This window comes from Mesorhizobium sp. ArgA1 (assembly GCF_053714375.1).
On record NZ_JBSKBQ010000008.1, the window covers coordinates 142,992 to 162,543 of the forward strand.

The 19,552-nt window shown below is 60.8% G+C and carries 19 protein-coding genes and 1 tRNA gene; 5 read left to right on the top strand and 15 right to left on the bottom strand.

Translation table 11 applies throughout. The features are described 5' to 3' along the window. The first annotated feature begins 63 nt into the window (after nt 1-63). Nucleotides 64-1,035, top strand: a complete 972-nt coding sequence (locus ACWGTI_RS18900; RefSeq protein WP_454588514.1) for an alpha/beta fold hydrolase — start codon at nt 64-66, stop codon at nt 1,033-1,035. Nucleotides 1,036-1,065: 30 nt separating this feature from the next. Here the strand turns inward: ACWGTI_RS18900 and ACWGTI_RS18905 are convergent, their stop codons facing one another. From ACWGTI_RS18905 to ACWGTI_RS18920, 4 genes are all read right to left on the bottom strand, one after another. Next, nucleotides 1,066-1,305 carry a DUF2188 domain-containing protein gene (locus tag ACWGTI_RS18905; protein ID WP_454574085.1) on the bottom strand — a complete coding sequence of 80 codons (240 nt, stop codon included), beginning with the start codon at nt 1,303-1,305 and terminating at the stop codon, nt 1,066-1,068. A gap of 42 nt (nt 1,306-1,347) precedes the next feature. Continuing rightward, nucleotides 1,348-1,626 carry a DUF982 domain-containing protein gene (locus tag ACWGTI_RS18910; RefSeq protein ID WP_032891817.1) on the bottom strand — a complete coding sequence of 93 codons (279 nt, stop codon included), beginning with the start codon at nt 1,624-1,626 and terminating at the stop codon, nt 1,348-1,350. A 73-nt stretch (nt 1,627-1,699) separates the two neighbouring features. Continuing rightward, on the bottom strand, nt 1,700-2,014 hold the full coding sequence (locus ACWGTI_RS18915) for an SH3 domain-containing protein (RefSeq protein WP_454574084.1): 315 nt from the start codon (nt 2,012-2,014) through the stop codon (nt 1,700-1,702). A gap of 122 nt (nt 2,015-2,136) precedes the next feature. Beyond that, entirely contained in the window at nt 2,137-3,234 is a 1,098-nt protein-coding gene (locus ACWGTI_RS18920; RefSeq protein ID WP_454588515.1) for an NADH:flavin oxidoreductase/NADH oxidase, read from the bottom strand. A 133-nt stretch (nt 3,235-3,367) separates the two neighbouring features. On the opposite strand from ACWGTI_RS18920, the gene ACWGTI_RS18925 reads away from it, so the two are divergent. After that, nucleotides 3,368-3,946 carry an NUDIX domain-containing protein gene (locus ACWGTI_RS18925; protein WP_454588516.1) on the top strand — a complete coding sequence of 193 codons (579 nt, stop codon included), beginning with the start codon at nt 3,368-3,370 and terminating at the stop codon, nt 3,944-3,946. Nucleotides 3,947-3,967: 21 nt separating this feature from the next. Here ACWGTI_RS18925 and ACWGTI_RS18930 read toward each other — a convergent pair whose 3' ends face one another. The 6 genes from ACWGTI_RS18930 to ACWGTI_RS18955 form a co-directional block, all read right to left on the bottom strand. After that, on the bottom strand, nt 3,968-5,473 hold the full coding sequence (locus ACWGTI_RS18930; RefSeq protein WP_454588612.1) for an HAL/PAL/TAL family ammonia-lyase: 1,506 nt from the start codon (nt 5,471-5,473) through the stop codon (nt 3,968-3,970). A 485-nt stretch (nt 5,474-5,958) separates the two neighbouring features. After that, complete coding sequence (locus tag ACWGTI_RS18935; RefSeq protein WP_454588517.1) at nt 5,959-6,165, bottom strand: hypothetical protein; 207 nt, start codon at nt 6,163-6,165, stop codon at nt 5,959-5,961. A 1,518-nt stretch (nt 6,166-7,683) separates the two neighbouring features. Continuing rightward, complete coding sequence (locus ACWGTI_RS18940; protein WP_454588518.1) at nt 7,684-8,466, bottom strand: hypothetical protein; 783 nt, start codon at nt 8,464-8,466, stop codon at nt 7,684-7,686. A 602-nt stretch (nt 8,467-9,068) separates the two neighbouring features. After that, nucleotides 9,069-9,332: a DUF6953 family protein gene (locus ACWGTI_RS18945; protein ID WP_454588519.1), complete on the bottom strand. Its 264-nt coding sequence runs from the start codon at nt 9,330-9,332 to the stop codon at nt 9,069-9,071. 54 nt (nt 9,333-9,386) lie between these two features. Further along, nucleotides 9,387-9,617 carry a hypothetical protein gene (locus ACWGTI_RS18950; protein WP_454588520.1) on the bottom strand — a complete coding sequence of 77 codons (231 nt, stop codon included), beginning with the start codon at nt 9,615-9,617 and terminating at the stop codon, nt 9,387-9,389. Between the two features lie 64 nt (nt 9,618-9,681). After that, the gene (locus tag ACWGTI_RS18955) at nt 9,682-10,086 is read right to left on the bottom strand and encodes a hypothetical protein (RefSeq protein WP_454588521.1); all 405 of its coding nucleotides are present in this window, start codon (nt 10,084-10,086) and stop codon (nt 9,682-9,684) included. Between the two features lie 374 nt (nt 10,087-10,460). Here ACWGTI_RS18955 and ACWGTI_RS18960 point away from each other — a divergent pair. Continuing rightward, nucleotides 10,461-10,545 (top strand) — tRNA-Leu (locus ACWGTI_RS18960). Nucleotides 10,546-10,565: 20 nt separating this feature from the next. Further along, nucleotides 10,566-11,318, top strand: coding sequence for a hypothetical protein (locus tag ACWGTI_RS18965; protein WP_454588522.1), 753 nt, complete (start codon nt 10,566-10,568; stop codon nt 11,316-11,318). Between the two features lie 408 nt (nt 11,319-11,726). On the opposite strand, the gene ACWGTI_RS18970 is transcribed toward ACWGTI_RS18965, so the two are convergent. Both ACWGTI_RS18970 and ACWGTI_RS18975 read right to left on the bottom strand, forming a co-directional pair. Then, nucleotides 11,727-12,389 (bottom strand): outer membrane protein, encoded by a 663-nt coding sequence (locus tag ACWGTI_RS18970; protein WP_454588523.1) that lies wholly within the window; start codon nt 12,387-12,389, stop codon nt 11,727-11,729. Nucleotides 12,390-12,504: 115 nt separating this feature from the next. Then, nucleotides 12,505-13,356 carry an alpha/beta fold hydrolase gene (locus tag ACWGTI_RS18975; protein ID WP_454588524.1) on the bottom strand — a complete coding sequence of 284 codons (852 nt, stop codon included), beginning with the start codon at nt 13,354-13,356 and terminating at the stop codon, nt 12,505-12,507. Between the two features lie 389 nt (nt 13,357-13,745). Between ACWGTI_RS18975 and ade the strand changes: the two genes are divergently transcribed. Then, nucleotides 13,746-15,557, top strand: coding sequence for an adenine deaminase (gene ade, locus ACWGTI_RS18980; RefSeq protein WP_454588525.1), 1,812 nt, complete (start codon nt 13,746-13,748; stop codon nt 15,555-15,557). A gap of 28 nt (nt 15,558-15,585) precedes the next feature. Here the strand turns inward: ade and ACWGTI_RS18985 are convergent, their stop codons facing one another. The 3 genes from ACWGTI_RS18985 to ACWGTI_RS18995 form a co-directional block, all read right to left on the bottom strand. Continuing rightward, nucleotides 15,586-16,749: an alpha/beta hydrolase gene (locus ACWGTI_RS18985; RefSeq protein ID WP_454588526.1), complete on the bottom strand. Its 1,164-nt coding sequence runs from the start codon at nt 16,747-16,749 to the stop codon at nt 15,586-15,588. 133 nt (nt 16,750-16,882) lie between these two features. Then, a complete protein-coding gene (locus ACWGTI_RS18990) occupies nt 16,883-17,986 on the bottom strand; it encodes an alpha/beta hydrolase (protein WP_454574073.1) in 1,104 nt (367 codons plus the stop codon). Between the two features lie 97 nt (nt 17,987-18,083). Beyond that, nucleotides 18,084-19,487, bottom strand: a complete 1,404-nt coding sequence (locus tag ACWGTI_RS18995; RefSeq protein ID WP_454588527.1) for an aminopeptidase P family N-terminal domain-containing protein — start codon at nt 19,485-19,487, stop codon at nt 18,084-18,086. Nucleotides 19,488-19,552: the final 65 nt, after the last annotated feature.

The following is a 19,552-nucleotide window of genomic DNA, read 5'->3' on the forward strand; positions in this document are numbered from 1 at the left end:
ACCTGCCTTGCCGTGCGTTCGGCAGTGGGTGATGGTGCGCGCCGGTCCGCTCCCGGGTGAAAAATGCTGGTATCGATTCTGCCATGGCTTGTCGCTGGCCTGTTCTTACTGGCTCTCGTCATCGTCGCCTGCCTGGTGGCGGCGACGCTCTGGATTGCCGTCAAGGCCGAAAGGCTGGTGCCGGCTAATGGACGGTTCGTCGAGATCGACGGCAACCGCATCCACTATGTGGACGAGGGCGAGGGCAGGCCGATCGTCTTCGTGCACGGACTTGGTGCCCAGCTCCATCATTTCAGGCACACTTTGTTCGGACGCTTTGGCCCGGGCTACCGGCTGATTGCGCTTGACCGCCCGGGATCGGGCCATTCGGTGCGGCCGAGAGGAGCCAGCGGCCGCTTGCCTGAACAGGCCGAGATCATAAGGCGATTCATCGAAACGCTCGGCCTGGAAAGGCCGCTTGTGGTCGGGCACTCACTGGGCGGCGCCGTCGCGTTGACCATGGCTGTGGACCATCCCGACGCGATTTCCGGCATCGCCTTGCTGGCGCCGCTGACGCATCTGGAAGCCGGCGTGCGCGAAAAGGCGGGCCTGCTCTACATCCGTTCGCCCCTGTGGCGCTGGATCATGGCCTATACGGTCGCGATACCGACAAGTCTCAGATATGCGCAGCCGACAATGGAGTGCATCTTCGCGCCGCAACCTGTTCCCGCCGACTACATGGTCGATGGAGGCGGATGGCTCGGGCTGAGGCCAAGCCATTTCCATGCGACCTCTACCGATTTCGTGGCTCTCGAAGAGGATCTTGGCCGCATCGAGCGGCTCTATGGTGAGATCGCCATACCGGCCGGCATTTTCTTCGGAACCGTCGACCGCGTCATTGATGTGCGCACCCATGGAGAGCCGATGAAGGACAGGATCGAAGGGCTCGATTTCGAGGCCGTCGACGGCCTCGGCCATATGCCGCAATTCGTCGAGCCGGACCGCGTCATCGCTTTCATCAAGCGTATCGCCGAGCGAGCATTCGCGCCGGATTGAGCCCGTCAGGCTGCTGGCGACGAGAAGAAATCAGTCGGAAACTTCGGTCTGCGGCCGGTCGCGGCCGTCGGCCAGTTCGTCGTGCCACTTGCCGTCGGCGTCCTCATACTGGATGCCGTCCGTGGTGCCGGCGACCTGCTGCTCGGCCGAGGCGATCTCGGCCGCGCGCAGCGCGTCCTGGTGGGTGGGGAATGTCTCCGAGAATGTCGAACCGACCTGGTAGGCCCAGCCCCCGTCATGCTCGACGATCTTGTAAGTCAGCTTCGCCATGAAATCCTCCGGTTCGTCCGTTCGTTCAATGCGGTCCGTTCTTCAATGCAATTTGGCGTCGGGCAGCCGGTCTTCCGGAACCAGCACTTCCGATTCCTTGGCCGCTTCGATCAATGCCCGGCGCGCATCGGCCGTCGAACGATAACCTTCCAGCACTTTGAGGCAAGTGTCGAGAGCATCACGATGGCGCGGGCCGCGATTGAGCGGCCAGACCGTCATCAGGCACTCCGCCGCTTCCTGGGTGCTGCGGATCTGGCGATATTTGCCGACATGGCCGAGTTCGACCACGACGGGCGTTTCAAAAGGTTTGTTATCCATGATGGCCGCAACGCAAAGCAGCCAATTTGGTTGCAAAAGTGGCGGTCAGCCTGCGCCCAAACGTCTCAGAGGCCTCTCAGTACCCGCAATCGTTGCGCAGCCAGCGTGCGTTGGCCCAGCCGGTCCGGCCCTTGAAGTCGATCTGGTACCAGTTGCCGCGCCGGTCGAAGATTTCGGTGTGATCGCCGTTGAACAATTGGCCGATCATGCGCGACGACGAGTTCGGCCGCGCCCGAACGGCGAGAAACCCGCTGCCCGTATCCAGATCGTAGTGCCTGGACAGGCCGTGCACCGTGCCTTCGCAATATTGCGCGCCGACCGGAGACGACGCGGCGAACGACAGCGCGACCACCAGAGCGGCGGCCACGGGATAGATTGCCCTTGATGCCATGACTTTGCTCCCAACCCCGGCCGCCAAGGCGGCCTTGCCCCAGGGACTATTGCGGGATGGATTAAAGCGAAGCTGCGGCAACCTGTCCAGCGGATGCGTTTGCGTCCCCCGGTGCAGGCTTCTCAGTCCTTCATCCAGTGCTGCATCGTCGTTACCGAGCGGGCGAGCTGCGGCGCCGGATGGATTTTCTCGTCAAAGGTGGCGGCGGCGCGCCAGCCCCAGCGCGGGTCGGCAAGGAAAGCGCGGGCCAGCGCCACCATATCGGCGCGGCCGTCGGCGACGATCGCTTCGGCCTGGGCGGGATCGTCGATCAGGCCGACTGCCCGCGTCGGGATGCCGGCGCCCTTGCGCACCGCTTCGGCCAGATGCACCTGGTAGCCGGGGCCGATCGGCAGCTTCTGCAACGGCGAATTGCCGCCGCTCGAGCAGCAGAGATAGGCAATGCCCAGCGCTTTCAACGCCTTGGCCACCTCGATCGCGTCCGCGACGTCGAAGCCGCCATCGACCCAGTCCTTTACCGACAGGCGTGCGCCAAGCATCAGGTCTGGAACGGCTTTCCTCACCGATTTGGCGATCTCGAGGAGGAAACGCATGCGGTTCTCCAACGACCCGCCCCAGCGGTCGGTGCGTTGGTTGGAAAGCGGCGACAGGAACTGGAAGATCAGATAGCCGTGCGCGGCGTGCAGTTCGAGGAAGTCGAAGCCGGCTCGCTCGGCCCGCTTTGCGGCTTGAGTGAAGCGCTCGATGAGCTGCAGGATTTCATCCTCCTCCAGCGCATGCGGCACGTTCCAGCCGGTGTCATAGGCGATAGCCGAAGCCGAGACGGTCTGCCAGGGATCTTCGCCCGGCTGCAATGGACCGCCGCCTTCCCAGGGCTTTCTGTTGGAGGCCTTGCGCCCGGCATGGGCAAGCTGGATGCCGAATTTTGTCTCCGGGGCGGCGACGCGCCTGGCCGCATCCAGCGTGCGCCGGGCAGCCGCCTCATTGTCGTCGGAATAGAGGCCGTGGCATCCATGGGTGATGCGGCCGCGCCGCTCGACATCGGTCATTTCGACGGTGACCATGCCGGCGCCCGACATCGCCAGGTTCATCCAGTGATAGAGGTGCCAGTCGCTGGCCGAGCCATCGTCGGCGGAATATTGGCACATCGGCGCCACTGCGATGCGGTTCGGAAAGGTCAGGCCGTCGAGGGTGATCGGCTGGAAAAGCGCTGCGGTCATCAAAAAACTCCGGACAGGGGGCTTCAGCTATGTAGGCGATGGCAGTTGCCGGCACCAGACACGACGCGGTGAAACGGTTGCGCGGGAAGCGGTTCGCGGTTACGCCATGGCGCCGACAGCATGGAGTTCACGCATGGAAGATCGCATCCGCATCCGTTCGGAGGAAGTCCTGTCCGACGACTGGGCGGTCCTGAAGAAGACCGTTCTCGACTATCGCCGGCGCGACGGGCAGTGGGAGACGCAGATTCGCCAGACCTACGATCGCGGCGACGGCGCGGTGATCCTGCCTTTCGATCCTCAGCGTCAGACGGTGCTTCTGGTGCGGCAGTTCCGCTATCCCGCCTATGTCACCGGTCACCGCGAATCGCTGATCGAGGCCTGCGCCGGCCTGCTCGACGAAAACGATCCGGAAACCGCTATTCTGAAGGAGGCTGAGGAAGAGCTCGGCTATCATCTGAAGAACATCGAGCGGCTGTTTTCGCCTTATATGAGCCCCGGCAGCGTCACCGAACGGCTGTGGTTCTTCGTGGCGCGCTATTCACCCGCCGACCGCATTTCGGCCGGCGGCGGCGCGGCGGACGAGGGCGAGGATATCGAGGTGCTGGAAATGCCGCTCGACGAGGCGCTGGCTGGCATCGCCGACGGCCGCATCATCGATGCCAAGACCATCATCCTGATCCAGCATCTGAAGCTGTATCCGATGAAGGGCTAGCTCCGCGAAGCTCGACGTGCCTCACACGGTATGCTGGGGACAGGGCGGCACGTCCATTTCGCGGATGAAGTTGCGCAATTCCTCCATGTCCCCGGACAGGGGCCGATCGTCGGAATAGTGCGCGATGTTTTCCCGGACCATGCGGTAGATGGTGTCGGTGCCGGGCGCCCGCGCACCGCGCCCCGCCAGGAAATCATGGGCCTGCGCGGCAGCCATGAGCTCGATCGCCAGAATGTATTCCGCGTTGTCGATAACGGCGAGCAGCTTGTTGGCGGCGACGGTAGGGTGAGCAAGAAAGTCCTCTTGCAGGCCGGATGTGACGCCGCCGTCGGTCGCCGCCGGGGCGGCTAGGCGCCGGTTGACGTTGCTCAGCGACGTGGCGGTGTATTGGGCAATCATGAAGCCGGAATTGCTGCCGTCCTCATCGGCAAGGAAGGCCGGCAGATTGTTGACCAGAGGATTGACGAGACGGTCGATCCGACGCTCGCTCATTCCAGCGACCTGCGCCAAAGCGATGGTCAGGCCGTCGGCTGCCTGCCCGAGCGCCGGCGCCACCGCATGTGCCTCTGAAACAACCTGGGGATCGTTCAACGATCCGAATACAGCGGGATTGTCGGTGACGGCAGCCAATTCACGGTCCACCAACACAGCGGACCGGTCCAACACCTCGCGGGCGGCGCCATGAACATGCGGCACGGCTCGAAGACTGAGCGCGTCTTGCGTGCGACTGCCGTGAGCAAGCGCGATTAGCTCGCTGCCGTGGAGCCAGCCACGCAACGATTTGCCGACATCCTGAATGCCAGGCGAGGGCCGCATCGCCAGGATGGCTTCGCCAAAGGCCGGCATTTGTGCGCCCGCGGCTTCAAGTGTCAAAGCGGCCGCGGCGTCAGCCCATCCCAACAGGCGCTCCGCGCGCTGAACGGCGATGCTTGTCAGGCCGGTGGCGCACGCCGTGCCATTGACGAGGCTCAAGCCTTCCTTCGCGCCAAGCTCCAGGGGCTCAAGGCCCATTTCGGCAAGCGCTTCCAGACCGCTCATCGAGCGGCCTGCCACGGTTGCGCTGCCTTCACCGATCAAGACCAGGGCCACATGCGCGTTGTGCGTCAAATAGCCGGCCGATCCCCGGGATGGCACATCGGGAACGCAGTCGCGCTCGATAAAGGTGAGCAGATTGCGAACGATCTGAGGGCTTACGCCGGAATGTCCATGCGCGAAATTTGCCACTTGAGCGGCAACGATGGCGCGCACGCCGCGTCGCGGCACCAGGTCACCGACGCCGCATGCGTGACTGCGAATGATGTTGCGCGACAGTTTCTTTTGCAGCGCAGGCGCCACAACCTTGCTTGCCAATGCGCCAACCCCGGTGTTCACGCCATAGGCGCGGATGCCTTTTTCGACGATGGCCGCTACGATCCGGTTCGCAAAGGCGATCCTCTCCCACGCTGCCGGACTGAGCGCCAGGGATTCGCCCTCGCTCACTTGCGCGATGTCGCGCCAGCTGGCCTTGCCATCTATCGTTATTGCCATTGGTCGTTCCGAAAATAGCGCTGCGGTTGCGCAAGCGCTGTTGGCTGGCTCGAAAGGCTGGGTGAGAACCTTGCTCTTGGCTCCGTACCGCACAACCGCGATGCATAATGACGATGGAATCGCCGATTGATGCGACTGTAGCGACGTCACGGGTAATAAAACCCTGATCCGCCACTGAAGCTGAAGCCGCTTTCGGCTGAACCATGGCTCCATTCCAGCGCTTGCATTATCGGGCTTGCCCCGCGAATCCTAGCGAACTGCGCATTGGGATATTGGCGCCTCGAGGTACCTCAGTCGTTTGCCCAGCCGATTTGCCCGACGATACAAGGCAATGCTTGTGGCCGCCGGTTATCTCGACATTTGAGCTCTTCGGTAGGCTTTTGAGCTCGTCAGTAGGCTTTTCGAAGTGCCGCGTCCACTGATCACGAGCAGCGCGAGTAGCGCCTGGCGATCGACGGGGCATTCTCGGGGGTCGAAATGACCGATCAATTTGTCTTGCTGGGATCGATCTTCGTGAGCCGCTTCTTGGCCTCGACCACGCGCCGTTGCGCTGAGCGGATTCGGCAACACAAAGCGAGATTCATGGCGACGCCGCAGTCTTCATCGAGGAGGTTTTCAGCGCGTTCGAGATCCAACTTTGCCCGGCCCACGCGCTGTCGTGCTCTGGCCAGTTCCAGGTCCATCAGGTCCATTGTTCCGCTTCCTTTGGGTTGCGGTCCCTTCGCAACACCAACCCCTGCCGAAAGCTTTGGTTCCTGCGACGTATTGGCCGATCTCCGCCAAGGCTGCCGGCCCCCTCTCGACACTATCCGGAGTGGGCCGCGCTCATTGTGCGAACTCTTTCGGGGTTGTTGGGGTCGATTGTCGCCAGACGCCCGCCGGGCTTCATGACACGCCGCCTCGCCGACCGTATCCTGCTGCACAGGGCGAGGTTCTCAGCCACCATTTGTTCGCTGCGTACAAGCGCGAGCTCGGTCTGTTTGATGCGCTGCTGGGCATCGGCGAGTCGCATCGTCTGAAGATCGGCTGGCATTCTGGGTCCTGGGTCCGCGAGATTCATGGGCATCTAACACATGGCGGGCGAAATCGTTCCCTATTGTCGGGCGAAACTGGCGCTACATCAAGGGGCTGAGGTTGAACTCTACACCCAGTCCCTAGTCGACGTCGTGGGCGCCGACCTACCGGCGAGCCCGTTGGCGATCGGAAAGCCCGCGCCTCGCGGGTGGCGGGCAGTTTGCAATGGTCAGGCTCGCTACAGCCTTGACAGGTATCGTCACGGCCTCACCAAGCGGAGCTATCAATGGTCTCGGCGATTGGAAATCAACATCGGCAGGAAACTCAACCGAAACCCGCAAAGACAGAACCGGGCGAGGTATTTGCGCCAGGCAAAAGCGCAGACAGCGTAGGACATCGCGCCAAAGCTATGGTGGCAGAAAGTGGCGACACAGATCCTGGTGCGCAGGGGCGCGCCGCATCGACAATCGCCAGGATGGATATTACCGTTTTGACTCCACCGAGCGAAGAGCCGCCGTTGGAGTAGCTCGGGCGGCCGTGCGGCTGCCTGACGGTGGCGGGCCTCGGCGGGCTTCAGTCTTTGTGCTGCACGATGTAGCGACTGCTCACCGCATTCGCTCCCATGCCTCGCGTGACAACGACCGTCCTATACCCGGCAGGAAGGGAACCTGTTGCGGATGCGTCGACCGAACGGCATTGCCCCACGATCTCTCCATTGGGGGCGCCTGCGAGCCTGTTGGCCAAAGCTGCCTGGCATTCGTCAAGGGATACGAACATCATGGCCGGCGATGTATCGAGCGGTTTGCAGACAGCCTGACTTGGGCTGCACGACAGCAGAACCATCATTGCTGCAGTTGCCGGATCCATTTGCGAGTGTCTCCCCATCGTGGACGACATCTCAACGCGGAAATAGGGGCTTTGTTTCGCAGCTGCTAAAATATCAGGGCATGTGTGGGAACAAGAGAGTGGCTATATCGGTTCTTTGGGATGCAAGGCAAAATCAAAGATCCGCCGCCGAAACCCAGTCCGGGGAAGACGCCTGTCCGTTCTGACAAGGACGCATCGCCAGAGCCTCGACATGTCGACCCGCCACCGCGAGATGTGCGCGAGGCGCCGGTACCAAATCCAAACGGCGATAAGAAGGCCTGACGGCCGGCCTGGCGACCGGGAAGGAGTGTTGTGTGACTCAATCGGCTCTAGCGCGGGGTTGCGACGTTGTTCAGATACTTGAGTGCGTCCAAAAGCGGGATGAAACCAGCGTTTTCCAACTCGGCCTTCTTCTGCTCTGACGCTTTGTCGAGATTGTCGCTGATGCTCTGCAATTGACAGGTCACGTCTCCAATTGCAATTTCCTTTTGGTTCTCAAATTCATAGAAGATCTTGTAGTTCTTATCCTCCCACCGCTTTGCGGAGTCGGCCCAAGAAACAAACGCTTCCGACGCGTAGGATAGCTCACGGTCGGGCTTGACCCCCAAAACGATCTTATTTACCTCGCTGTTTTCGGTCGAGGCAATTATCGCTCCCAAGCTCCATTGCATCCGCATGAAACCGTCTATTCGAACGTCTATCAACTTATCGATCTCGCCACTTTGAATTATCTTTGTCTGTGCTCCTATAAACGCTGCTTGGCTTTTGGCCTCTGCGGCCTGCTGCTTGGCCACCTCCCGACTTTGCTGAAACTCAAGCCTTGTAAGGCTCAATTCTTCGCGCTGTAGCGCAAGCTCCTGCGACTGAACCATCGTCGCCACAAACAGCCATAAGAACGCCAGCGGCGCGCATACTCCAGCGAGAAAGTCGCCGAGAGTGTTCAATGTAAACTCGACCGGCTGCTTAAGGTGGAGTGCTGCCTCGACATTGTCACTGATCAATACGAAAACTATGCCTCCGAGATAAGAAATGCTTACGATTGCACCAAAGATGACCCAGCCAGAGCGCCTCGCTGGCTTGATTGACAAAGGAACCGGTGCTTCTTGGTTCATTGGTGAGGACATGCTTTCGTGAGGGAAGTATGTCTTTTTGATCCGCGGCCGAGCTTTGCGACTATTTCGATAAATTGTCCAGAAGTGGTCCCGTTAGGCGCGTTGCGCATAAGATATGCGATCGACCTCGGGCCGTCAGGGACGCAAAATCGCCGGCCCGACGAGGAGTCATCCCGGGAGCCCAATCACGTCGATCCGCCACCGCCAGATGTGCGAGAGGCGCCGACGCTGCATCCTGTGATTTGGCCCGGCCAATCCGCTCAAACTCATTTACCATCACCCAGGTCGAGGTCTTGCCGAGCAAGTTCCGTCGGTGATCTATTGCGCTCACTTTAAGGGCAGTTAGGAGCGACAAGGATGCCAACTCATCGTTACAAAGGGTGGCGAATTCAAACTCAACAGACTAGCGGATGGCACGCACTGATGTGGGCGCCGGGGAGTCCATTGGCCAAAAGCGATGTTGCTCAGGCAACGATTGAAGAGGGCGAGTTGGTTTGCCTTGCACGGGCAAAGGCTATGATCGACGGCTGGGAAAACGGAAATGCATGATTTTTCGGCTTAACAATGCGAACGGCCCGCTGCATCGCGGTGGCGGGTCTTTCTTACCAGGGCTGCGAGCGGCCCGGTTGATCGCCCTCTTGTCGGGGCCGCCAATAGCGAGAAGCCCGCAGCCAAACAGCGTTAGGCGTAAGTCGATTGAACTCTTTGAGAACCTCCGGTCTTATCGCCATGTTGCCGTTGGCGTTCCAATAGACGCAGTCTTCTTGAGACTCCATTTGCAAACGATTTACGGCGTCAACCTGGGTTAGATGGCCAAATTGGTTTAGCGCTCCGAGCATCAGCTCAGCACCTTCAAGCGGGGTCATTTTCTTTATCAGTCCCCTCAAAATGGTTTAAAGCGTGAACAGGGGCGGGGCGTTTTACTTGGTCGCCGAGTTAGGACCGCCCAATTGGCCAGAACTCCACATCTCATCTAGCGACCGCCGAATTGCAGCCGACCGCCTGTCCTTCGTTTCCTTTTTAACGCGGGCCTCGTCCATTTTTGCCAGCGTTTCTAGAGCCGAAGCAGCAATCTCGTGCGCTCCCTCCGACTGTTCCGCTTTCGCCATGTTCGCTAACTGCCGAATGGCCTCTGCAAGCTCTTCAGCCATTGGTGTCAAATCCTTCGGTCCGTATCTCATGCGAGCCGGTTTTTTTGCGGGCATTTTTCTTCCTCTACCTTAACGCCAGTTCTGCTTTGAATTGGCCGGTCGTAGCGTCAATGTCGGTCACCCGCATCTGAGGCCCGACGCTTCGGGCTATGATGCGGCTGTGGGCGCTATCGTTCGATGTCACGATAATAGACCTGAACAGGCCGCCACGCTTTGACAAGGCGTGTTGCAGATGCTCTACGCGACGGCGGTTCTCAAATCGGTGCATCCATCCTTTGCCAGGCAGACCAAAGGTGCTGTACTTGGTCTGCTCGACATCTAAGAAGCGATCCGTCCACAAAGTGACGATCACAGACTTCCCGTCGTCCGAAATCGTGGACCACGTCCGCCTAGGATTGCGTACCGTTGCTCCCAACCTGGCATACGCTTCAGTTAGCGTTTTGCAGTAGCCTTGGTTGTCCTTTGCCATCGCATATCCTCCCTTCCTGTCTTTCATTAGCGTTTTCTGAAATCGGCGTCGATGGGTGGCTGCGGCTACCTTGGCGGCTACCCACACGAAGTTCCATCAGGGTAGCCTGTCGCAACGGTATAATTGGAATAAGTAGATAATTTCAACGTGGTGCGGACGACGGGAATCGAACCCGTACGATCAGAGATCGAGGGATTTTAAGTCTATTGCGTGGTTGCCCGGTTCGTTGCTGGCCAAGGGTCTGAGCGTCTAGCTCTCCCACATTCTCCCTCGAAGGGTGGGAATTTCCCACCTAATCCCCACTCGGATACCGCATGTGGGAATGCCTTTTTCGCTTTCCAAACAAGTCGGGGCCGCCTAAGTCTGCCGCAACTGCGGGCGTGGTGAAATTGGTATACACACCGGACTTAAAATCCGGAGGCTTCGGCCATGCGGGTTCAAGTCCCGCCGCCCGCACCACCCAGATCGGCGATGTCTCCATGATCACTTTGAGGGAACTAAACGGCCACTACGACTTTGCAATCGCAGAGATGTCATGGGGTTTTGGCGAGTTTGAGAAGTTGGTGCCATCACCACAGCGCCAAAAATATCTCGACGGCTTCACCTATCGCTATCAAGAGAGGACCGTCCAGCAAGCCTTGATCCTCAAGCTTGCGCGACTAATCAGCACCCTTCGAGGCGCAAAACTTCTATTGGACGCAGGCCACGTAATGGAAGTGGGTGGCCTGCAGAGGTGGCTAGACGAGACCTCCGAAGACATCGCCCTACTCTGTGGACCACTGACGATAGGTAAGGAAGAGCGCATACACTCGGACTATCTAAACCAATTTTGGCAAGAGGAGTTCGACATTCCGGGAGATGCGATCAACTCGACACAGAAGCGCGGAATGGTCAGCCGCGATAAAATCCAAGCTTACGTTGCTCGGACATTCAGCGGTGGCAATCCTTCAACGATGCAGGCGGTTTCTAGAAGCGTCTACAAAGCCTATTCCGGATTTGTACACGGAGCTGCGGTTCATATCCTCGACATCTTTGGCGGACGTCCTCCTTCGTTCCATTTGGCAGGAGTTAGCGGGACGCCACGCCATGAGACTTCCATCGCCGATTTTCTGAACTACGTCTATCGAAGTCTGATGTCGGCTGCGATGATCGCTTCCGCGTTCAAAGCCTATGAAGTCAATGTCAGGCTAACTGAAAGCTATCGCGAACTAGCAAAGCGAGCAGGCCTATGAAACCGCTTCGTCAACAAGCAAAATCCCCACAGACTTTCCCACATAGGCCATGGTGGCGTGCGACAGGTGCTTGAGTGGGAATGTTGCACGTTAGGGGACAATAACATTAGCAAAAACAACTAGTTGGTCGTCTCAATCCTGGGTGGATGAAATGGCCAACACAATCAAGTGTTGTTCGCCGAAGAAGAGGCGAGACCTAAGTATCTGAAATGATTGACGGACAAAATATCCCCTTTTTAAGTCCCTTGCGTCTACCAATTCCGCCACGTCCGCAGGCCAGCCCTTTTCAGACGCCAGCGAAAACCCGTCAAGCCATCTTTTGCCGGCAATCGCCGTTCGGGCCTACAACGGATGCTTCGCTATTTTAAAACAACAGGTTGCGAGGAAAATCTCAGTCGCTGAGGACGATCAGAACTTGTAGCTGAGGTTGATGCCGACCGCGTTCAGCTTCACGTCCTGGTCGCGATCGGTGAAGGGTGCCGGTACGTCATAGTGCTCGGAGCCGAAATCATAGTAGCGATATTGCGCGCCGACGATGAACTTGTCGGTCAGCGCGTAGTCGACGCCGGCACCCACGGTCCAGCCGACGTTGGTGCGCGTGCTGGCGAACGACGCCCCCGCGACTTGCGACGTTTCGATGCCGGCAAAGGCGACGCCGCCAACGCCATAGACCAGCAGTCGGTCCATGGCGAAGCCCGCCTTGGCGTTGACCGACCCGAACCACTTGATGTCGGCGCCAAATGTGCTTCCCAGGCCCGATACCGCCGTGCCGTCGATCGAGGAATAGTTCAGCTCCGCCTCGGCGCCGAGCACCGCCTGGTCGAACTGCCACAGGCCGGCGACATGGCCGCCGACGAAACCGCCGTCTATGTCGGGCGTGCTGGAAAACGGCGCGCCTTCCGTTCCCGTAATGTCGGACTGGCCCCAGCCATAACCCGCTTGCAGACCGGCATAGTAGCCGGTCCAGTCGAAGCCCGGTTCGGTCATCGGTACCGCCATCGGGTCGGCGGCAAAAGCCGGCGCGGCCAGAGCGATCAGAAATCCGGCACTGGTTATCGCCAGACCACGCATCGAACTCTCCGAAATGGCGGTTCAGAAGACTCCTTGCAGCAAGGTAGCTCTATTCGCTGTAAAACGGAACCCATTGTTCAACAATCGAAAAGCGCCTGTTGCTGCGCGCTATGCTCTATTTGGCGTCGATGAAGTCCAGCGCCGCCTGGCTATATTCATCCGGCGCCTGAAGCATGGCGAAGTGGCTGGCGTTGGGCAGGATGATAAGCTTGGCGCCCGGAATGACGGAGGCCATGTATTCGGTGTGTTCGCGCTTGATCGCCTCGTCATGATCGCCCGCGACGATCGCCGTCGGCGTGGTGATCTTGCCGAGCTGTTCCTTGGTCCAGGCCGGCTCCGACTCCCACATGTGGCTGATCTGCGCCACGAAAGCATCGTACTGGTCCGGCGTCTTCGACATCTTCTTGTAGTCGCGCCCCGAGCGTTCGATGTAGGCGGCAAAGGTCTTGTTGGTCATCACGCCGGGATCGACGCCATCGGTGGTGACATTGGCGGCTTGCGCAAAGAGCCTGGTCAACCGCTCCGGATGATGCAGCGCGATGTCGATGCCGATAATGCCGCCATCGCTCCAGCCGACAAGAGCGGTCTTGTCGATCTTGAGGTAGTCGAGCAGGGCCAGATAGTCGGACGCCATGAGGTCATAGCCGTAAGGCTGCTCGGTGCGGGTGGAGCGGCCATGGCCGCGGCTGTCGGCGACAATCACCTTGTGGGTCTTGGACATCGTCGCCACCTGGCTCGCCCAGATGTCGGCGTGGCCAAGCCCGCCATGGATGAGGAGAACCGGATCGCCCTTGCCGAAAACGGCGTAGTACATCTGGATGCCGTTGACCGGCGCATAGCCGCTCTGCTCGGGTTTGGGCATCGCTGCCGGTTCCGGTAGCGTCAGCCAGCGCTCCTCGGCGGATGCAAAGCCGGCCGAGATCAGGAACAGGGTGACGAAGGCGAATGCTTGCAGGATCCGGGTCATGACTTCCCCTCAGGAGGTTTCGGCCTCGGGCCGTTTCGGTCTCGGGGGTCGATTTAACGGCCTTCCCGAGCGCGGAGTCAACGAACGGGGTTTCGACCTGGTGACATGAATTGAAATTTCATGCCGCCATGCGGCAACGCGTCCGTGACGGCAATCGCAACAAAAAACCCGCCTCGCGGCGGGTTGTCGGCGCAAATCAGCACCATGCCCAACACTATAGCATAACTGCCGCCACAAATCACGTTGAATGATCGCGCCGTTGACGCTTGCCATCGCCAGGGTGAGCAGGTGCGGCGCATTCGCCAATGCATCTCATCGAGCGGATTTCGTCCGCAATCGCTGGTCAAAACCTTGCCGGCTTGGCACAGTCGGGCAAACAGGAGTCTTTCATGGCCAAGCAGGCATCGGCGACGAAACCCAAACCGTGGACCGAGATGGCGACGCATCTGGTCGATGTCGCGACCGGGCGCAAACCCGCCGATCTCGTCATCCGCAACGGGCGCTGGGTGAACGTGCATTCGGGCGAGATCATCGCCGGCACCGACATTGCCATAGCCGGCGGCCGCTTTGCCTATTGCGGGCCGAACGCCGGCCACGCCATCGGCCAGGGCACCAAGGTGGTCGATGCCGGCGGCCGCTATCTCGTGCCCGGCCTTTGCGATGCCCATATGCATGTCGAGAGCGGCATGGTGACGGTGACCGAGTTCTGCCGCGCCGTCATTCCGCACGGCACCACATCCATGTTCATTGATCCACACGAGATCGCCAATGTGCTGGGGCTTCCCGGCGTGCGGCTGATGCACGACGAAGCTGTCGCCATGCCGATCAACGTGCACGTCCAGATGCCGTCCTGCGTGCCGTCGGCACCGGGGCTCGAACATGCCGGTGCCGAACTGACTGTCGCCGACGTTACCGAGGCGATGACCTGGGAGAACATCATCGGGCTCGGCGAAGTGATGAATTTCCCCGGTGTCGTGGCCAACGATCCGGTGATGTCGGGCGAGATCGCCGCGACGGTCAAGGCCGGCAAGACGGTCGGCGGCCACTATGCCTCGCGCGATCTCGGCCTGCCGTTCCACGGTTATGTCGCCGGCGGACCGGAGGACGACCATGAGGGCACCCGGGCCGAGGATGCCATTGCCCGCGTGCGCCAAGGCATGAAGGCGATGCTTCGGCTGGGCTCGGCCTGGTACGATGTTGCCTCGCAGATCAAGGCGGTGACCGAGAGCGGCATCGACCCGCGCAATTTCATCTTGTGCACTGACGACAGCCATTCCGGCACGCTGGTGCATGAAGGCCATATGGACCGGGTGGTGCGCCACGCCATTCAACAGGGCTTGAAGCCGGTGACGGCGATCCAGATGGCGACGCTCAACACCGCCCAGCATTTCAAGCTCGAGCGCGAGATCGGTTCGATCGCGCCGGGGCGGCTCGCCGATCTGCTGATCGTTTCCGATCTTGCCGAAATGACCATCGACGAGGTCTACGGACGCGGCGTCAGGCTGGCCAAAAGCGGCAAGCTCGAAGCCGACATTCCGGCCTACAACTACCCGAAGACGGCCAAGAACACGGTCAAGCTCGGCAAAAAGCTCAAGGCAGATGATTTCGACATCGTCGCGCCCAAGGGCGCCAACGAGGTGCGGGTGCGGGTCATCGGCGTCATCGAGAACCAGGCGCCGACGCGGGCACTGGAGGCCGACCTGCCTGTCGAGGACGGGCTGGTCGCCATGGATCGCCGCAACGATGTCTGCCAGATCGCGCTGGTCGAGCGTCACAGGGGCACAGGCAGCGTCACCAACGCCTTCGTCTCCGGCTTCGGCTATATGGGCGACTGCGCTCTGGCGTCGAGCGTGGCGCATGATGCCCACCACATCATTTGCGTCGGCACCAACAAGGAAGACATGGCGCTGGCCGTCAACCGGCTGGGCGAGGTCGGCGGCGGCGTGGTGCTGTTCTCAAAAGGCAAGGAACTGGCGCTGGTCGAAATGCCGATCGCCGGGCTAATGTCGGACGAGCGCGCCGAGATCGTCGCCGCCAAGGCCGAAAAGCTGACCGAGGCGATGCGCAAGATGGGTTGTTCCCTGAACAACGCCTACATGCAGCATTCACTTCTGGCGCTGGTCGTCATTCCCGAACTCAGGATTTCCGATGTCGGCCTGATCGACGTGACGACGTTCCAGAAGGTCGATCTGTTTGTTTAGGTATATCGATACCCCGGCGCTGGGTTGATCAGCCGCCGCCGCCCGTGGCGACCGTCAGCACCTTGAACGGCGTGGTGATGACGACTTCGGCCATGGAGCCGACCGCCTTGCCAATCCCTTGGCCGATATCGTCAAACTCACCCGGATCGTTCGATCGCAGGGCGGCTGGTGTGCGCAGTCGGTCACCGAGCAATTGCACCAGGATCGGATTGTCGGCGAACTTGGCATGGTTCAAACGGTCACCGCCTTTGGTCTTTGTCAGATCCGCCACGACCACACCATAGCTGGCGAGGTCGGCCGCATTGCCGTAGTCGCCGACGCGCGGCTTGTCGCCGGAGATCAGGGACGACAGCTTCAGCGCGCGGTCGTCTCCCGAAAGCAGGATGGCGAACGGCTTGTCGGGCTTGCCGTAGCGGATCATCTGTTTCTTGAAGACGTCGACATCGATGTCCGGCGAAGCGAGGACGACATAGCCGAGCTTGCCGCCGAGATCGCGGTCGCCGGTGATGGCGAGCTGGCGCAACGCCTCCATCGTCACCCAGGTGCCCATCGAGTGCGCGATGATGTCGATGCTCTTGACCTTGGTCCTGGCGAGCATCCTCAGCGTCGCCTCGAGATCGTCGCGCGCGGCGTTGGCGCTTTCCTTGTCGTAGATGTAGCCTGTGGTCTTGCCGCTTGACGCCCATGAGAACAGCACCGGCGTGCCCGGATATTTGGTGTCGTGGGCAATCTGCGTCAGCCGGTAGACGCCGTCGTCGAAACCGTTGTTGAAGCCGTGCACGAAGACCAGTGCCCGTTCGCCACTGATGGCGATGTTGGCGCCTACCGCCTTGGCGAATTGCTGCGCGTCGCCATAGTGGACGACATCGGTGGCGGTGAACTGCTTGGCCGGGTTGGAGTTGGCCGAACCCTTGGCGCGCTCGATGGCACCGATCTGATGCACTTTGGGAACGGCGACGTCGACACGGGCGTAGCTGGTGGTCAGCGAGCGATCGCCGTCGAACACCTGGCGCGGATCCTTGGTCGCCTGCTGGCGGGTGGTGGCGACGAAAATTTCATGCGTCGCGGCTATGTCGGAGGCAGGCGCCGAAACCGTCGTGCTGTTCAGGAGGTCATGCGTGTTCTGGCCGGCGCAGCCGGCGACAGCGAGCGCGAACGCAAGGACGAAGGCAGTCTTCCAACGCACGGTCACGCGGGCTCCCGCTGGCGCATAGCGCCGATTTCAATGTCGATAGAGGCAGAGACCGGCGCGGTCCAGTTGAAAGTGATCCGGGCGCCCGGCATTCGCGAACTCTCGGCGCGACAGTCGCCGCAAGGCAACAGCCTTATTGTCCGAGCGCGCTGATGCGGTCGGTCACCGTCTGGTCGCTGGCAAAGCCGTCATCCTCGCGCAGCCGCTGGCCGATCATCTTCACCAGTTCGGGATTGTCGGCGAATTTGGTGTGGTTGAAGCTGTCGATTCCCTTGACCTTGGACAGATCGACCACCGTGACGCCATAGGCCGCAAGGTCGGCGGCGTCCTTGTAGTCGCCGACGCGCGGCCGCGAGCCGGCGATCAGTCCGGAGAGCCTGAGCGCACGGTCATCGTCAGAGAGCAGCAGGATGAACGGCTTGTCCGGCTTGCCGTAGCGGCGCATCTGGCTCTTGAACACGTCGACATCGATATCGGGCGAGGCTAGCACGACGTCGCCGAGCTTGCCGCCGAGATCGCGGTCGCCGGTAATGGCCATTTGGCGCAGCGTTTCCATGGTGACCCAGGTTCCGAGCGAATGGGCGACGATGTCGATGCGCCGTGCGCCGGACTGCTGCAGCATCCGCAGCGTCACTTCCAGCTGGTCGCGGGCGGCGCTGGCGCTTTCCTTGTCATACACATAGTCGGTGGTCTTGGCGCCTGAAGCCCAGGAAAACAACACCGGGGTGCCGGGATAGCCGGAATCGTGGACGATCTGGGTCAGGCGGTAGACGGCGTCGTCGAAGCCGGTGTTGTAGCCATGCACGAAGACCATGACGCGGCCGCCACGCGCTGCGATGTCGGCGTTGAGCGCACTGGAGAATTTGGGCTGCGCGTCATAGCCGACAACCTCGGACGCCATGAAATACTTCGCCGGGTCGTTGGACTTGCCGCGCGAGCGGCGTTCGATCTGGCCGGTCTGGTGAATGCCGGGAACGGTGACGTTGACGCGGGCATAGTTCAAGGTCGCCGAGCGTTCGCCGTCGAAAACCTTGTTGGGATCGTCGGATTTCTTGCGTGTCGTGGTGATGAAGATCGAGTGATTGCCCGAGATTTCAGTCACCGGCGTGGACATGACGGCGCTGCCGAGCAGTTCCTCGGTTTTGCGGCCGCCGCAGCCGGCGGTCAACAGGGCAAGTGCAAGAATGCAAATCGTCTTCAAACGCACGTCAAAAGTTCCATCGAAAGATGAATTCATTTCGAATTCACTTTGGGGCAACAGCCCGTCACCCTCCGCGACACCTCCCGGACAGGCCAAGTGCGGCAGAAGTAAGTCGTGTCCAGCCGAAATGTGGTCAGCGCCGGGAGACAGTCATCGCACTGTTGCGCGAAAGCCAGAACGGCGGCAGGAACGCCGGGATGTTGGAAAAGGGCAGCACTTCGGGCTTCAGCCTGATGCCGAGCACGTCCACCATGAAGGCACGACGCGCCTCGATGCGGTGCCAGGCCTCGGGATAGCGGGCCGCGATCTCCTCGCGCAGCGCCTCGTCGGCGAGTGCAATGCCGTCCTCGATGTTGGTGGTGAAATAGGCGGTTCCGGTCGCCGGGATGATGTCGACCTGCAGCGCCATGCCCGATCGCAGCCCGATATCCGAGCCGGAAAACACCGGCGAATGCATCCATTCGTCGATATGGACGAGATGGCCGGGATTGAGCGAGACGCCGAAGAACGGATCGCCGATGCGGTCATGCACCGCTTTCCACAGGATACCGCCGGTGACACTAATGCCGATGGTCTCGTACCAGTCGACGACGGCGGCGAAATAGGGCCCGACCAGCTTCTCGACATAATCGTTTATCTCGCGCGGCAGTTCCGCCGCGCTCTCGACGAGGAAGCCGGCGCGGGCGTTGAGCGAGCCCTGGATGCCATAGGCCATGGTGATAGGGTCGCCGCGCTTGACGATGTCGAGGCGGGGGCTCGGCAGTCCGTAGGCCGCGCGCTTGCCGGCGGACAGCATCGGGTGGCAGCACAAGGGCAGGCCGTTGATGCCCATCAGCCGGGCCGCCTGCAATTCACTCATGCCAGGCTCGATGCCTCTGAGCACGTTGCGCAGGCCTTGCGAGGAAAAGGTCGCGGCGAATTCGAAGGCTGCCAGCTGGTCGGCCTCATTGATGGCGCGCAGACCGTCCGCCGGGTTCATCAGAAGGTTTGCGGCATTGATCACCGCGCCTCTGTCGCCGGCCAGTGTGCGCAGCGTATCGGCAATGAAGGAGGGCAGGTCGAGCGTCGTCTCACCAAAACCGGCATCGCCGACGCCGAACGGCTTCCATCCAATGGCGCCGATTGTCTGGCCGGTCTTCAGGCCGCAGGCAGCAAGTGTGTCGGACAGGGAGGCGGAGCGGTCGCGCGGCTGCGCCGGCAGCGAGAAGGTCTGGTAGAGGACGCGCTCATATGGCCCGTCGCAGATCTCGGCATAGCCCCAGCCCTCATTGCCGACGAGAAGTTTGGGCTGGTTGCCTGGAACGATAACCAGCAGCGTCTCTTCGAAACGCGGATCGTAGCCACTGAGATAGGCGACATTGGCGGCATGCTCGCGGTCGCCATAGAGGGCGAATGCATCGAGCCCGGCCTCGGCGCCGCGTGCCAGCAGAGCCTCGATGCGCGCTTCGTAGGTCCGGCGCTGAAGCAGCGGCATGTCAGTCGGCTCGCCGAATTCGGGAAGCGTGACGGTCTTCAGGGCGACAGCCGAAACAGGCATGGAAAGGCGCTCCAGTCTATCTGATGACGCATCGATGAAGCATCAAGCGATCGCATCGGTGGCTG